At 65.4% G+C, this 15,822-nt stretch carries 11 protein-coding genes and 3 rRNA genes; all 14 read right to left on the bottom strand.

Annotated features, from left to right (window positions below):
- Positions 1–18: 18 nt before the first annotated feature.
- A complete protein-coding gene (locus tag GKE56_RS03285) occupies positions 19–873 on the bottom strand; it encodes a TlyA family RNA methyltransferase (protein ID WP_154683337.1) in 855 nt (284 codons plus the stop codon).
- The gene (locus tag GKE56_RS03280; RefSeq protein ID WP_154683336.1) at positions 870–1,175 is read right to left on the bottom strand and encodes a hypothetical protein; all 306 of its coding nucleotides are present in this window, start codon (positions 1,173–1,175) and stop codon (positions 870–872) included. The genes GKE56_RS03285 and GKE56_RS03280 overlap by 4 nt, the downstream gene beginning before the upstream one ends.
- A complete protein-coding gene (locus tag GKE56_RS03275) occupies positions 1,172–1,957 on the bottom strand; it encodes a hypothetical protein (RefSeq protein WP_154683335.1) in 786 nt (261 codons plus the stop codon). The genes GKE56_RS03280 and GKE56_RS03275 overlap by 4 nt, the downstream gene beginning before the upstream one ends.
- Before the next feature lie 50 nt (positions 1,958–2,007).
- Positions 2,008–3,024 (bottom strand): HAD-IIA family hydrolase, encoded by a 1,017-nt coding sequence (locus tag GKE56_RS03270; RefSeq protein WP_154683334.1) that lies wholly within the window; start codon positions 3,022–3,024, stop codon positions 2,008–2,010.
- On the bottom strand, positions 3,025–3,792 hold the full coding sequence (locus tag GKE56_RS03265; RefSeq protein ID WP_154683333.1) for a lipopolysaccharide assembly protein LapB: 768 nt from the start codon (positions 3,790–3,792) through the stop codon (positions 3,025–3,027).
- A 425-nt stretch (positions 3,793–4,217) separates the two neighbouring features.
- Positions 4,218–4,334: ribosomal RNA gene (gene rrf, locus GKE56_RS03260) — 5S ribosomal RNA — on the bottom strand.
- 71 nt (positions 4,335–4,405) lie between these two features.
- Positions 4,406–7,520: ribosomal RNA gene (locus tag GKE56_RS03255) — 23S ribosomal RNA — on the bottom strand.
- 358 nt (positions 7,521–7,878) lie between these two features.
- Positions 7,879–9,402, bottom strand: a 16S ribosomal RNA gene (locus GKE56_RS03250).
- The 16S, 23S and 5S rRNA genes sit together here, the layout of an rRNA operon.
- Positions 9,403–10,087: 685 nt before the next feature.
- Positions 10,088–11,350, bottom strand: coding sequence for a tyrosine--tRNA ligase (gene tyrS, locus GKE56_RS03245; protein ID WP_154683332.1), 1,263 nt, complete (start codon positions 11,348–11,350; stop codon positions 10,088–10,090).
- Positions 11,351–11,428: 78 nt separating this feature from the next.
- Positions 11,429–12,091 carry a DNA-3-methyladenine glycosylase gene (locus GKE56_RS03240; protein ID WP_230209153.1) on the bottom strand — a complete coding sequence of 221 codons (663 nt, stop codon included), beginning with the start codon at positions 12,089–12,091 and terminating at the stop codon, positions 11,429–11,431.
- Complete coding sequence (locus tag GKE56_RS03235; protein WP_154683331.1) at positions 12,055–12,807, bottom strand: succinate dehydrogenase/fumarate reductase iron-sulfur subunit; 753 nt, start codon at positions 12,805–12,807, stop codon at positions 12,055–12,057. Before GKE56_RS03235 ends, GKE56_RS03240 begins: the two co-directional genes overlap by 37 nt.
- Before the next feature lie 7 nt (positions 12,808–12,814).
- The gene (locus GKE56_RS03230) at positions 12,815–14,713 is read right to left on the bottom strand and encodes a fumarate reductase/succinate dehydrogenase flavoprotein subunit (protein ID WP_154683330.1); all 1,899 of its coding nucleotides are present in this window, start codon (positions 14,711–14,713) and stop codon (positions 12,815–12,817) included.
- A gap of 9 nt (positions 14,714–14,722) precedes the next feature.
- The gene (locus GKE56_RS03225; RefSeq protein WP_154683329.1) at positions 14,723–15,538 is read right to left on the bottom strand and encodes a hypothetical protein; all 816 of its coding nucleotides are present in this window, start codon (positions 15,536–15,538) and stop codon (positions 14,723–14,725) included.
- A complete protein-coding gene (locus tag GKE56_RS03220) occupies positions 15,531–15,815 on the bottom strand; it encodes a hypothetical protein (protein ID WP_154683328.1) in 285 nt (94 codons plus the stop codon). The genes GKE56_RS03225 and GKE56_RS03220 overlap by 8 nt, the downstream gene beginning before the upstream one ends.
- Positions 15,816–15,822 lie beyond the last annotated feature (7 nt).

Raw genomic sequence — 15,822 nt, 5'->3', positions numbered from 1 at the left:
CGCTGTCATGATGCGCTGTCATGGTGCGCTGACCTCGTCTGCTGTCCTCACCAGAGCCTCCCATCCCATCCCGTCACCGGCGCGGGGGGTCAGCCACAGGAGGTACTCGGCATTCCCCTCACCACCCTGGATCGGGCTGGCCACCAGGCCCCATGGGTGCAGTCCGACCTCGATGGCGGCGCGCGCCACCTCGGTGATGGCCCATGCACGGTCGCCCTGGGACCGCACGATGCCGCCCTTGCCGAGCCGGGTGCGGCCCACCTCGAACTGCGGCTTGACGAGGACGACGGCGTCACCGTCGTCGCGCAGCAGGGCGCGGAAGGTCGGTAGCACGAGGGTGAGCGAGATGAAGCTGAGGTCCGCGACGAGCAGGTCGACCGGACCGCCGATGTCCTGCGAGGTGAGTCCGCGGATGGTCGTGCCCGGCCGGTCCTCCACCCGGGGGTCGGCGGCGACCTCAGCCACGAGCTGGCCGTGGCCGACGTCGAGGGCCACGACGTGGGCTGCCCCGTGGTGCAGCAGCACCTGGGTGAAGCCACCCGTCGACGCTCCGACGTCCAGGCAGTGCTTCCCCGTGGCCACGAGCGGCCGGCCCCCGGGCGACGCACCAGACGGGGGGCCAGACGTGGAGCCGGACGTGGGGCCGAACGCCTCGAAGGCACCGACCAGCTTGTATGCCGCGCGGCTGACCCACTGAGGTCCCCCCTCGCGGACGTCGACGACATCGGCCTCGGTGACCGGCGCCGACGGCTTGCCAGCCACCACGCCGGCCACGGTGACGTCGCCGGCGTCGATGAGCGAGCGGGCGTGGCCCCGCGATCGGGCCAGGCCTCGTCGCACCAGCTCGAGGTCCAGCCGGGTCGTCTGGCTCACGCGCCGCCGAGATCCGACAGCCGGGACTGCAGGGTCTGCTGGACGCGGCTCCCGGCCTCGATCTGGGCGTCGAGGTCGGCACTGGGGGCGTTCTGCAGGTCCTGCAGGGCAGCGTCGATGACGATGTCGCCAGTCGCGTGCGGGCCGAGCCCACTGCGTCCCTCGGCATCGGCGACCGGGTCCTCCTGCTTGGAGGCGTGCGACACCGCTGCTGCGGCTGGACTCTCAGGCGTCTGCGACGGATCCGTCTGCTCGTCGGTGTGGTCGTCGGTGTGGTCGTCGGTCTGGTCGTGCTCGCTCACGGGGTGGCCCTACTCGTGCTCGTGGTGGTCTTCTTCACAGCGGTTTTCTTCGCAGCCGACTTCGTGGTCGCCTTGGTTGCCGGCGCGGTCTTCTTCGCAGCCGACTTCGTGGTCGCCTTCTTCGCAGCGGACTTCTTCGCAGCCGACTTCGTGGTCGCCTTCTTCGCAGCGGACTTCGTGGTCGCCTTGGTGGCCGGCGCGGCCTTCTTCGTCACCGGCTTCGTGGCAGCTGCCCTTTTGCTAGCCGACTTCCTGGTCGGCGCAGCCTTCGTGGTTGCAGCCTTCGTCGTCGGTGCTGCCGGCGCCCTCGTGGCCGGAGTCGCCGGGACCGGAGTCGCCGGGACGGCGGACGGGGCAGCGCGGCGCGCCGCGGTCGACACCGCTGCGGAGCCCGGCACGCTGCGCGCCAGGTGGCTGCGGGCCGCGGTGGAGACCGCCGCCGCGCCGGTGGCGGCCAGCGCCGCACGCAGGTCGGCGACCTCCTTGGCGAGCACCCCGACGGCGCCCCGAGCTGCCTCGAGGTCGGCGACCCGGGCCACGTCAGCGCGTTTCAGCGCGGCCTCGACTTCGCCCTGCACCAGGTTGAGCAGGTTCGCACGGTTCGCACGCGCCGCTTCGAGAAGCTGGTCGGCGAGAGTCGACGCCTGCACCGCACGCCGGGTCACCTCGTCGGCGCCGGGCAGTGCCAGCAGCCCCTGCGCCGCCTCCATCGCCCGCGCCTTGGTCATCTCACCCAGACCACTGGCCAGCTGGACGTAGCTGCGCACGGATTCGAATGCCATTGCGGTCCTCCTCGGGTGGAGCGGCTCGATGCGGCTCACTGCTCCTCACGCTACTGCCAGCGGTCGATGTCCGACACCAGTCGAGCCACCTCGGGCAGGTCGAGCTCGCCGAGGTCGAGAGCTTCGTGCAGCGCGGCCAGCCCCGCGCGGGCCGCCTCGAGGTCGCTGCCCTTGTGGGCCACGTCCCAGGCGCCCTCGACGATCCGACGCCGGTCATCGCCACACGTCCACCACGAGAAGTCGGTCTCGGCCGCGGCATACTCCTGCGTCAGCCCGCGCAGGTCGGGCACGACGTAGGTGGGCCGCAGCGCAGGCGGGGCACTGGCCAGGCTGGTGACCGAGTCGACACCGGTGAGCACCAGCGCCGAGTCCATACCCGCCGCCACCGCGCCCGCGATGTCCGTGTCGAGACGGTCGCCGACCGCGAGCATCTGCCCGGGACTGATGCCGAGCCGCTCAGCGCACAACCGGTACAACGGTGCGTGGGGCTTGCCCACCACCACTGGCTCGGCCCCCGTCGCTGCCTGGACGGCGGCGACCAGGGTGCCGTTTCCGGGCGCCGTGCCACGGTGGGTCGGCAGGGTTCGGTCGGTGTTGGTCGCCACCCAGAGCGCACCGCCCGCCACGGCGTATGCCGCCTCGGCCAGGTCGGTGGCACTCACCATCGCGCCATAGCCCTGGAGCACTCCCCCGACCTCGGTCTCGTCCACGTCGTTGACCTGCGCCGGCAGCACGACCCGGAAACCCTGGTGCCGCAGCGCCTCGCCCACTCCGGCGCCGCCCACTGCCAGGATCAGCGCTCCCGCCGGAAGGTGAGCCGCCAGCTCGACGGCGCCCGCTTGCGAGCTGGTCACGACCTCATGACCGGTCACCCGCAGGCCGAGCTCGGTGAGGTGAGCGGCCACCTCCCCGGGCGGCCGCGAGGCGTTGTTCGTGGCATAGACCACCGGCACCGCCAGCTCGGACAACGCCGCCACGGCGTGCTCGACCGCCTCCGGTCCCCGGTAGACCACCCCGTCGAGGTCGCAGACGACGGCCCGGTAGCCGTCGACCAGGGGGGCGCCCACCTAGCCGTGGTCCCGCGCGCGCCCGTCGCTGGCGTCGCGGTCGTCGTCGCGACGGTGACCAGCGCGGTCGGCACCGTTATCGTCATCGTCACCGTCGTCGTCGCCATCGAGCAGGTCGGTGAGCACCACGCCGTCCAGCTCGGCGAGCCGCTCCGACGCATCGGTCTCGAGCTCGTCGTCGGCCGCGGCCGCCCGCGAGAACCAGTCGCGTGCCTCGTCGTCCAGGCCGAGCCCGAGCAGGGTCTCTGCATAGGCATACGCCAGCCGCGCAGACCATGGCTTGCGTCCGCTTCCGCGCAGCTGGGGGATCTCGAGGGCCTGACGAGCCGCGTCGGGCTGGCCCAGGTCGCGGCGGATGCCCGAGATGACGATGGCGAGCTCGACCCGGTCCTCGGTGGCCAGGGTCCGTGCCTCGGGAGAGGTCGCGAGCTCGAGAGCTCGCTCGGGGCGCCCGAGCCCGCGTTCACAGTCGACCATCAGGGGCAGCATGTGCGAGGAGCCGCTGAGCCGTCGGGCAGTGCGGAACTCGCTCAGTGCGCGCGCCCACTCCCCCTTGCGGTAGGCCACCAAACCCAGCGCCTCGCGCGCCGCCGGAACCCGACCGGCTCGGCGGACCGCAGTCTCGGCGTGCGCCTCGGCTCCCTCGAAGTCTTCGACGTCGAGGAGCGCGGCGGCCATGACGAGGTGCTGGGCCACGCCCTCGGCGTTCTCCTTGCTCAAGGTCCGCAGCTGCTGGTGGACCGATCGATCGAGCTCCTTGCCGGTCACGCCCTCCGCGATGCGCGGCTCCGGCAGCTTGGGCTTCCTCGGAGCCAGCCTGGGGCCACCGCGATCGTTGTCGAACTCGCCCGAGGCTCGGCCCTGCGCGCCACGGCCCTGACCTCCGCGGTCAGGTCGCTGGCTCGCCCCGCCACGGCCACCGCTCGCCGCGCCCCCGCGGCCACCGGTCGGCGCCCCGCCACGGCCACCGGGCGCCCCGCTCGCGCGACCACCGCCCGACCCGGACGATCGCCGGCTGTCGCCTCCATGGCCTGGTCGGCCTGACTGGTTCTGGGGCACGTAACTCTCCTTGGGTGATCGGTCCTACGAAGTCTACGGACCGCCGACGGGTTCGTCGCCGGCGCGGCGTCCGGAACTATTGGCGACACAAAGCAAAAGGGCCTCCCCGCGTGGGAAGGCCCTTTTGAAAGTATGTCCGGCTGCGTCCTACTCTCCCACACCGTAACCAGTGCAGTACCATCGGCGCTGAAGGGCTTAGCTTCCGGGTTCGGAATGGAGCCGGGCGTTTCCCCTTCGCTATGACAGCCGAAACTCTATGGAGATTTCAATCGGATTCCCGACCGTATCTCGGGAACCACACAGTGGACGCGTAGCATCTTTGTTAATCAAGTTATCGGCTTATTAGTACCAGTCAGCTACATGCATTGCTGCACTTCCACGTCTGGCCTATCAACCCAGTAGTCTAGCTGGGAGCCTCTCAGGCCGAAGCCCATGGAAACCTCATCTTGAAGCGTGCTTCCCGCTTAGATGCTTTCAGCGGTTATCACTTCCGAACGTAGCTAATCAGCCGTGCTCTTGGCAGAACAACTGACACACCAGAGGTTCGTCCATCCCGGTCCTCTCGTACTAGGGATAGCCCTTCTCAAGTTTCCTACGCGCACAGCGGATAGGGACCGAACTGTCTCACGACGTTCTAAACCCAGCTCGCGTACCGCTTTAATGGGCGAACAAGCCCAACCCTTGGGACCTACTCCAGCCCCAGGATGCGACGAGCCGACATCGAGGTGCCAAACCATGCCGTCGATATGGACTCTTGGGCAAGATCAGCCTGTTATCCCCGGGGTACCTTTTATCCGTTGAGCGACGGCGCTTCCACAAGCCACCGCCGGATCACTAGTCCCGACTTTCGTCCCTGCTCGACATGCCTGTCTCACAGTCAAGCTCCCTTGTGCACTTACACTCAAAACCTGATTGCCAACCAGGCTGAGGGAACCTTTGGGCGCCTCCGTTACCTTTTAGGAGGCAACCGCCCCAGTTAAACTACCCACCAGGCACTGTCCCTGATCCGGATCACGGACCGAGGTTAGATATCCAGAACGACCAGAGTGGTATTTCAACGTTGACTCCACCGACACTGGCGTGCCGGCTTCAAAGTCTCCCACCTATCCTACACAAGCCGTACCGAACACCAATACCAAGCTGTAGTAAAGGTCCCGGGGTCTTTCCGTCCTGCTGCGCGTAACGAGCATCTTTACTCGTAGTGCAATTTCGCCGAGTTCGTGGTTGAGACAGTGGAGAAGTCGTTACGCCATTCGTGCAGGTCGGAACTTACCCGACAAGGAATTTCGCTACCTTAGGATGGTTATAGTTACCACCGCCGTTTACTGGGGCTTAAATTCTCAGCTTCGCTCCGAAGAACTAACCGGTCCTCTTAACCTTCCAGCACCGGGCAGGCGTCAGTCCGTATACATCGTCTTGCGACTTCGCACGGACCTGTGTTTTTAGTAAACAGTCGCTTCTCCCTGGTCTCTGCGGCCGATCACGCTCGGGCAGCAAGTGCCGTCACGATCAGGGCCCCCCTTCTCCCGAAGTTACGGGGGTATTTTGCCGAATTCCTTAACCACGATTCACTCGATCGCCTTGGTATTCTCTACCTAACCACCTGAGTCGGTTTGGGGTACGGGCGGCTCGAACCTCGCTAGAAGATTTTCTTGGCAGCATAGGATCACTGATTTCACCCATACGGGTTACCCGTCAGGTCTCAGGCACGTGAACGGCGGATTTGCCTACCGTTCGCCCTACACCCTTAGACGTGGACTACCATCGCCACGCTCAGCTACCTTCCTGCGTCTCTCCATCGCTTGACTACTATTAGATCGGGTCGCGCGCTCCACTCGAATCTGTCCGAAGACGTCATCGAGCTTCAGGCGCTTAGCATCACTAGGTTCGTCATGGGCGGTTCTTCGCCGGTACCGGAATATCAACCGGTTGTCCATCGACTACGCCTGTCGGCCTCGCCTTAGGTCCCGACTTACCCAGGGCAGATTAGCTTGACCCTGGAACCCTTGGTTATTCGGCGGACGGGTTTCTCGCCCGTCATTCGCTACTCATGCCTGCATTCTCACTCGTGTGGCCTCCACGGCTGGATCACTCCGCCGCTTCCCTGGCCACACGACGCTCCCCCTACCCATCAACACGCTTGGACCGTGGATCCTCAGATGTCACGGCCGGGCAGATGTGTCAATGCCACAGCTTCGGTGGTGTGCTTGAGCCCCGCTACATTGTCGGCGCGGAATCACTTGACCAGTGAGCTATTACGCACTCTTTAAAGGGTGGCTGCTTCTAAGCCAACCTCCTGGTTGTCAATGCAACTCCACATCCTTTCCCACTTAGCACACGCTTAGGGACCTTAGATGGTGGTCTGGGCTGTTTCCCTCTCGACTACGGAGCTTATCCCCCGCAGTCTCACTGCCACGCTCTCACTTACCGGCATTCGGAGTTTGGCTAACGTCAGTAACCTGGTGAGGCCCATTAGCTATCCAGTAGCTCTACCTCCGGTAAGAAACACGTGACGCTGCACCTAAATGCATTTCGGGGAGAACCAGCTATCACGGAGTTTGATTGGCCTTTCACCCCTACCCACAGCTCATCCCCTCAGTTTTCAACCTAAGTGGGTTCGGTCCTCCACGACGTCTTACCGTCGCTTCAACCTGGCCATGGGTAGATCACTCCGCTTCGGGTCTAGACCCAGCGACTAAATCGCCCTATTCGGACTCGCTTTCGCTACGGCTTCCCCACACGGGTTAACCTCGCCACTGAGCACTAACTCGCAGGCTCATTCTTCAAAAGGCACGCCGTCACCCCACAAGGAGGCTCCGACGGATTGTAGGCAAACGGTTTCAGGATCTATTTCACTCCCCTCCCGGGGTACTTTTCACCTTTCCCTCACGGTACTTGTCCGCTATCGGTCACCAGGGAATATTTAGGCTTAGCGGGTGGTCCCGCCAGATTCACACGGGATTTCTCGGGCCCCGTGCTACTTGGGATACTTCTCTGGAGTGCTCGTCATTTCGTCTACGGGGGTCGCACCCTCTGTGCCGGGCCATTCAATGCCCTTCGACTATAACGCGCATTTTTGACTCCATGTCAGCCTGTCAGAGCCAACTGAAAAGTCCCACGACCCCGAACATGCAACGCCTGACAGCTATCACACATGCTCGGTTTAGCCTCTTCCGCTTTCGCTCGCCACTACTCACGGAATCGCGGTTGCTTTCTCTTCCTGTGGGTACTGAGATGTTTCACTTCCCCACGTTCCCTCTACCCGCCCTATGTGTTCAGGCGGGAGTGACTGGACTTGCCTCCAGCCGGGTTTCCCCATTCGGAAATCCTCGGATCACAGTCTGGTTATCGACTCCCCGAGGCTTATCGCAGATTCCTACGTCCTTCTTCGGTTCCTGGTGCCAAGGCATCCACCGTTTGCCCTTATAAACTTGAGTTTACAAAGATGCTCGCGTCCACTGTGTAGTTCTCAAGGTACGGGCGGCCCCTCCCCCGTCTCGGTGCCTGCCGACGAGTCTGTTAACCAGACAGTCGGTGGTTCAACCGTGGGGAGGGTCCTGGCCGTGTTACCGGCCTGAGGTTCAAGCTTTCGCCCGAAGCCCTCAGGACCCAACAACGTGTCAGGCGCTGCCACCAGCTCGATTGCGTTCCACTGTCGATCCGAGGACCGACTTGTACTTGCGACACGAGCGTGTGTCAGCGCCAAATAATCGATGTTCCACCCTTGAGCACCTGCTGAGCGACATTCGCACTCAGACCAGGCTCTGGATCGCTTTCGCGACCAGTGCTCCTTAGAAAGGAGGTGATCCAGCCGCACCTTCCGGTACGGCTACCTTGTTACGACTTAGTCCCAATCGCCAGTCCCACCTTCGACGGCTCCCTCTCAAAGAGTTGGGCCACCGGCTTCGGGTGTTACCGACTTTCGTGACTTGACGGGCGGTGTGTACAAGGCCCGGGAACGTATTCACCGCAGCGTTGCTGATCTGCGATTACTAGCGACTCCGACTTCATGGGGTCGAGTTGCAGACCCCAATCCGAACTGAGACCGGTTTTTTGGGATTCGCTCCACCTCGCGGTTTCGCAGCCCTTTGTACCGGCCATTGTAGCATGCGTGAAGCCCAAGACATAAGGGGCATGATGATTTGACGTCATCCCCACCTTCCTCCGAGTTGACCCCGGCAGTCTCCTATGAGTCCCCGCCATAACGCGCTGGCAACATAGAACGAGGGTTGCGCTCGTTGCGGGACTTAACCCAACATCTCACGACACGAGCTGACGACAACCATGCACCACCTGTATACCGACCTTGCGGGGCACCTATCTCTAGGTGTTTCCGGTATATGTCAAGCCTTGGTAAGGTTCTTCGCGTTGCATCGAATTAATCCGCATGCTCCGCCGCTTGTGCGGGCCCCCGTCAATTCCTTTGAGTTTTAGCCTTGCGGCCGTACTCCCCAGGCGGGGAACTTAATGCGTTAGCTGCGGCACGGATCTCGTGGAATGAGACCCACACCTAGTTCCCAACGTTTACGGCATGGACTACCAGGGTATCTAATCCTGTTCGCTCCCCATGCTTTCGCTTCTCAGCGTCAGTAGTGGCCCAGAGACCTGCCTTCGCCATCGGTGTTCCTCCTGATATCTGCGCATTTCACCGCTACACCAGGAATTCCAGTCTCCCCTACCACACTCTAGTCTGCCCGTACCCACCGCAAGTTCGGGGTTGAGCCCCGAAATTTCACGGCAGACGCGACAAACCGCCTACAAGCTCTTTACGCCCAATAATTCCGGACAACGCTCGCACCCTACGTATTACCGCGGCTGCTGGCACGTAGTTAGCCGGTGCTTCTTCTGCAGGTACCGTCACTTTCGCTTCTTCCCTGCTGAAAGAGGTTTACAACCCGAAGGCCGTCATCCCTCACGCGGCGTCGCTGCATCAGGCTTTCGCCCATTGTGCAATATTCCCCACTGCTGCCTCCCGTAGGAGTCTGGGCCGTGTCTCAGTCCCAGTGTGGCCGGTCGCCCTCTCAGGCCGGCTACCCGTCGTCGCCTTGGTGAGCCACTACCTCACCAACAAGCTGATAGGCCGCGAGTCCATCCCAGACCGAAAAACTTTCCAAACGGTAGCCATGCGGCTCCGTTTCGTATCCGGTATTAGCTCCGGTTTCCCGGGGTTATTCCAGAGTCTGGGGCAGGTTACTCACGTGTTACTCACCCGTTCGCCACTGATCAGATCGGAGCAAGCTCCAATCGTCACCGTTCGACTTGCATGTGTTAAGCACGCCGCCAGCGTTCGTCCTGAGCCAGGATCAAACTCTCCATTGATGTTTTGCTCGTGGTCCGAGGACCACGAAACATGTACCCTTGAAGGGTTGTTTCACTGACTGAGCAAGAACAACTAGCAATTGCTAGAAATTCATTGTCAACCAAAGGATTTTCGTTCGACGTGATCGCTTCTCCGGTCTGACGACCAGGTCGGCCATCACCTCGAGACGAGGTAATTGGCATCGATTTTTGACACGCTGTTGAGTTCTCAAGGTTCGGACGCGCACCATCTGCAAGCCTTTCGGCCGGCCTCCGGGGCAACCCTTCTAAGTTACTCGCTTCGCTCTTGGGCGTCAAATCCTTGCGCTTCCTGTCGGAAGCGGTGGATTGAGCGCGCTTGGCTCTCCGCGAGGTGTCCCACTGTAGCAGTCTCTCGACTCGCTTCAGACCACCGTTTCGGGCGGTCCGGCGTGCTGATTCCTCAGCTGCTTTTCTGCGGGGCTCCCACTGTAGCAGCCTCTCGGCCGGCTCCGAACCACCCTGTCGGGCGCTACGAAGTGCGCTGGTCTCCCAGTGCTTTTCGGTGGGGTCTGCCCCGGGACCGGCCTACTTCGCAAGGGCTTTTCGGCTCTCGCGGTGGTGTCCGTTCCTCCCTGTCGGGCTGACGTCGAGAACAGTAGACGGCGCTCGCCGCAAAACACAAATCCGCTGGTCAGCGGCCTGCGGGGCGGCGACGCGGACCGGGTCAGGGCGCGCGTCGGCCGGCCGCCAGGGACTTGCGGCCCCGGCGGAACAGGGCCACCTGGCCGTGGAGGAAGTCCGCCTCCCCCAGCGGCTGCTCCGGGTCGGTGAGCCGGACGTTGTTCAGAGACGCTCCCCCGTCACCGATCACCCGCCGGGCCGCGTTCCGCGACTCGACGAGACCGACGGCGACGAGGGCATCCGTGACCGTCATGCCCGCCTTCACCTCACCGCCCGGGAGCTCAGCGGTGGCGTCAGCGAGGGTGCGTGCGTCCAGCTGCCGCACGTCCCCTCGTCCGAACAGGGCCTCCGAGGCGGCCTGGACCGCGGCAGTGGCTGCCGGGCCGTGGACGAGGCTGGTCACGTCGGCCGCGAGGGCCTTCTGCGCCTCCCGGAGGAAGGGCTTGTCCGCCAGCGAACGCTCGAGCTCGGCGATCTGCTCGGCCGTCCGGTCGGTGAACACCTTGAGCAGGGTGACCGCCGAGGCGTCCTCGATGTTGATCCAGTACTGGTAGAAGGCGTACGGACTGGTCATGTCCGCCGACAGCCAGATCGCGTTGCCCTCGCTCTTGCCGAACTTGGTGCCCGAGGAGTCGGTGATCAGCGGGGTCGTGAGCAGGTGGACGGACGCCCCCTCGACGCGGTGGATGAGGTCCGAGCCCGCCGTGAGATTGCCCCACTGGTCCTGTCCACCGGTCTGCAGGGTGCACCCGTAGTCGCGGTAGAGCTGCAGGTAGTCGAGCCCCTGGAGGATCTGGTAGCTGAACTCCGTGTAGGAGATCCCCTCCTCGGAGCTCAACCGCGCCGCCACCGCGTCCTTCCTGACCATCTGGTTGACGCGGAAGTGCTTGCCGATGTCGCGCAGGAAGTCCAGCGCCGACAGCGGTGCGGTCCAGTCCAGGTTGTTGACCATGATCGCGGGGTTGTCACCCTCGAAGTCGAGGAATGGGCGCACCTGCTCCTGGATGCGAGCCACCCAGTCGGCGGTCTGCTCCTTGGTCTTCAGGACGCGTTCGGCCGTCGGCCGCGGATCCCCGATCAACCCGGTCGAACCGCCCACGAGGCAGATCACCCGGTGACCGGCACGTTGCAGGTGGCGCATGACGATCAGCTGCACGAGGTTTCCGAAGTGCAGCGACGGGGCCGTCGGGTCGAACCCGCAGTACGCCGTGATCGGGCCGTCCGCGAGGGCCTGGCGCAACGCGGACTCGTCGGTGGTCTGCGCCACCAGCCCTCGCCACTTCAGCTCGTCGAGGATGTTCGTCACGGCGCCTTCGCTCCTTGGGTGATGGGGTGCCGACAGGGGTGTCGGTGTACCGACGGTCGCGGCAGTGCACAGCCTGCCCTATCGGGTGGGCTTGGGGGCACGAGGTTTCGCGGGACGGTATGGCGACACCGTGGGCTCGCCGTCGAGCCAGAAGCGCCAGGGGTATGCCGCGGCGTCCCCACCGAGCCCCGCGACGCCGACCCGTGGCCCCGTGCGGACCCGTCTGGCGGTCGCCCGCTGCGGCGGCAGGTGGAACTCCACCGGGCCGTGCGGCATACACGCGTCCAGGCCGCTCTGCTCACCGCGAAGTGCCAGCGTTGTCGCCAGCCGGGCGGGGCCCCGCGCCCAGTCGCGCCGGGCGATCCCCGCCCGTCGCAGCGCAGCGACCTCCTCACCGCCGACGACCTCACCCGCGCGCAGCAGGACGGCGCTCGCCTCACCGGTCGAACCACACACCACGTTGGCGCACCAGTGCATGCCATAGGTGAAGTAGACGTAGAGGTGACCTGCGGGCCCGAACATCACCTGGGTGCGCGGAGTCGGGCCGCGGAAGGCGTGCGAGCCCGGGTCGGCGAGGCCGGCATACGCCTCCACCTCGGTGAGGCGCACCGTGACGCCGGCGTGGGTGACGGTGCACCCGAGCAGGGCCGGAGCGACGTCGAGCACGTCCTCGGCGAAGAACTCTCGGCCGAGCCGCGACCCGCTCAGTCCCGGCGCCGTCGGATCGTGTTGGCCAGCCACACGACGGGATCGTAGTGACGGTCGACGACGCGCTCCTTCAAGGGGATCAGCGCGTTGTCGGTGATCTTGATGTGCTCGGGGCAGACCTCGGTGCAGCACTTGGTGATGTTGCAGTAGCCGAGCCCGTGCTCCTCGCGTGCCGCGGGGCGACGGTCGGCCGTGTCGAGCGGGTGCATGTCGAGCTCGGCGACGCGCATGAGGAACCGCGGGCCTGCAAAGGCCTGCTTGTTGTCCTCGTGGTCGCGCACGACGTGGCAGACGTCCTGGCACAGGAAGCACTCGATGCACTTGCGGAACTCCTGGCTGCGTTCCACGTCGACCTGCTGCATCCGGTAGTCGCCCGGGGCCAGGTCGGGGGGTGGCGCGAAGGCCTGGACCTCGCGGGCCTTCTGGTAGTTGAACGAGACGTCGGTGACCAGGTCGCGCAGGACCGGGAACGCGCGCAGTGGTGTCACCGTGATCGTCTCGGCCTCGGTGAAGGTGCTCATGCGGGTCATACACAGCAGCCTCGGCCGGCCGTTGACCTCGGCGCTGCACGACCCGCACTTGCCGGCCTTGCAGTTCCACCGCACGGCGAGGTCGGGCGCCTGGGTGGCCTGGAGCCGGTGGATGATGTCGAGGACGACCTCGCCCTCGTTGACCTCGACCCTGAAGTCCTGGAGGTCGCCGCCGTCGGCGTCCCCCCGCCAGACCTTGAACGTGGCGTCGTAGCTCATGTGCTGCTCACTCCCCTGCGTTCGGACCAAGTCGGGACAGCTCGTCGTCAGTGAGGTACTTGGCCAGCTCGGTGCGGTCGAACAGCTCGAGCAGGTCCTGGCGGATCTCGGGGACCGGCTGACGCCTCAGCTGCACGGCATCGTCGTCGTCCAGCGCGCAGATCAGGTTCACGCCCCGCCACTGCGGGTCCATCGCCGGGAAGTCCTCGCGCGTGTGGCCGCCGCGCGACTCGGTGCGCTCGAGCGCCGCAAGGGCGACGCACCGGCACACGACCAGCATGTTGCGCAGGTCGAGCGCGAGGTGCCAGCCGGGGTTGAACTGTCGATGTCCCTCCACCCCAACGGATTTCGCACGGACATCGAGGTCGTCGAGCATGTCGAGAGCCTCGCGGACCTCGCCCTCCCGGCGAATGATCCCAACGAGGTCGTTCATCTTCTGCTGGAGCTCCTGGTGGAGGCTGTAGGGGTTCTCCGCCGCGTCCCGGAAGGGCGCCAGTGCCGTGGCCGCGGCGGTCTCGACATGGGACTCGATGATGCGCGGACGCGAAACCCCAAGGCCAGCAACGTAGTCGGCAGCGCCCGTTCCAGCACGTCGGCCGAACACGAGCAGGTCGGACAGGCTGTTGCCACCCAGTCGGTTGGAGCCGTGCATACCCCCGGCGACCTCGCCCGCGGCATACAACCCTGGCACCCTGGTCGCCGCGGTGTCGGCGTCCACCTCGACGCCGCCCATCACGTAGTGGCAGGTGGGCCCCACCTCCATGGGTTCGGCGGTGATGTCGACGTCGGCGAGCTCCTTGAACTGGTGGTGCATCGACGGCAGCCGACGACGGATCTCCTCGGCCGGCAGACGGGTCGACACGTCGAGGAAGACGCCACCGTGCGGTGAACCGCGTCCTTCCTTGACCTCGTTGTTGATCGCCCGCGCAACCTCGTCACGGGGGAGCAGCTCGGGCGGACGCTTGTTGTTCTCCGGGTCCTTGTACCAGCGGTCGGCCTCCTCCTCGGTGTCGGCGTACTGGCCGCGGAACACGTCAGGGACGTAGTCGAACATGAAACGCTTGCCCTCGGAGTTGCGCAGCACCCCGCCGTCGCCACGCACGGACTCGGTCACGAGGATGCCCTTGACCGAGGGGGGCCAGACCATGCCCGTCGGGTGGAACTGGATGAACTCCATGTTGACCAGGGTTGCTCCGGCCCGGAGCGCGAGGGCATGGCCGTCGCCGGTGTACTCCCACGAGTTGCTCGTCACCTTGAACGACTTGCCGATCCCGCCGGTCGCAAGGATGACCGCAGGCGCCTCGAAGAGCACGAACCGGCCCGACTCACGCCAGTAGCCGAACGCCCCGGAGACGGCCCCGTCGGGGTCCTTGAGGATGTCGGTGACGGTCAGCTCGGCGAAGACCTTGAGGTGGCTCTCGTAGTCGCCGGAGGCGCGGTGGTCCTCCTGCTGGAGGCTGACGATCTTCTGCTGGAGGGTGCGGATCAGCTCCAGACCGGTGCGGTCGCCGACGTGGGCGAGCCGGGGGTACTCGTGGCCCCCGAAGTTGCGCTGGCTGATGCGCCCGTCGGGGGTGCGGTCGAACAGGGCGCCGTAGGTCTCGAGCTCCCAGACCCGCTGGGGGGCCTCCTTGGCGTGCAGCTCGGCCATGCGGGGGTTGTTGAGGAACTTGCCGCCGCGCAGGGTGTCTCGAAAGTGCACCTGCCAGCTGTCACGCTCGTTGGCGTTGCCCATGGAGGCCGCGATGCCGCCCTCGGCCATGACCGTGTGGGCCTTGCCGAACAGGCTCTTGCAGATGATGGCGGTGCGCAGTCCCCGCTCGCGGGCCTCGATGGCTGCCCGCAGCCCGGCGCCGCCCGCACCGATGACGATGACGTCGTACTGGTGCCGCTCGAGGTCGGTCACGCACACTCCCTAGTTGACGAACCGCAGGTCGGAGAACGCACCCGAGGAGACCAGCGCGACGTACGCGTCGGTCACCACCAGGCTGCCCAGGGTGATCCAGGCGAACTGCATGTGGCGGGCGTTGAGCTTGCCCACCCAGCCCCAGGCCCGGTAGCGCCACGGGTGCCGGCTGAAGTGGTTGAGCCGCCCACCCACGATGTTGCGGCAGGAGTGGCAGCCCAGGGTGTAGCACCAGAGGAGCACGACGTTGACGAGCAGGACCAGCGTGCCCAACCCGATGCCGAAGCTGCCGTCCTTGCCGCGGAAAGCGTGCAGGACGTCGTAGGTGTTGATCAGCGAGACGACGACCGCGGCATAGAAGAAGTAGCGGTGGAGGTTCTGCACGACGAGGGGGAACCGCGTCTCGCCCGAGTAGGCGCGGTGGGGCTCGGCCACCGCGCAGGCCGGCGGGCTCAGCCAGAACGAGCGGTAGTACGCCTTGCGGTAGTAGTAGCAGGTGAGGCGGAAGAGCAGCAGGAACGGGAGGGTCAGCACCGCGAACGGAACCAGCGGGGGCCACTGGCCGAACGGTGTGCCGAAGTGGGACGAGCCCGGCACACAGGACGTCGACAGGCAGGGCGAGGCGAACGGCGTGAGATAGCCGTAGTCGGCGACGAAGTAGTCCTTCTGGGTGCTGGCGCGGACCAGCCCGTAGAGCAGCCACGCGGTGAAGCAGACGAACGTCACCAGGGGCTGCAGCCACCAGCGGTCCCCGCGCAGGGTGCGTGCCGCGATGCGGGCCCGGCCCGGCGCCTGCACGCCCCGACTGAGGTCGAGGTCAGCCACCGTGCGGGCCGAGCTCGTCGTCGGCGTCGGACCACATGGCGGGGTCGTAGTCCTCGTCGGGGATGAACACGATCTCGCCCGGACCACCCGCGCGGTCCTGCGACCCGACCCCGGCCGCCCGCGCCACGAGGTCGACGTCGTCGGCCAGCCGGACGACGTCGTCGCGCAGGCGCTGGACGTCGATCGTGTTGCCGAAGTCCTTGGTGAGCGCAGTCACCGCGCGTCGAAGGCCGGCCACGTGACCCGCAGCCGCCGTGAGGTCCTCACTGACACCCATGGCACCG

The sequence above is a fragment of the Nostocoides sp. HKS02 genome, assembly GCF_009707485.1.
GTDB lineage: Bacteria > Actinomycetota > Actinomycetes > Actinomycetales > Dermatophilaceae > Pedococcus.
The sequence above is the reverse complement of the archived record's forward strand: the minus strand, read 5'-3'. Positions and strand labels throughout refer to the sequence as shown.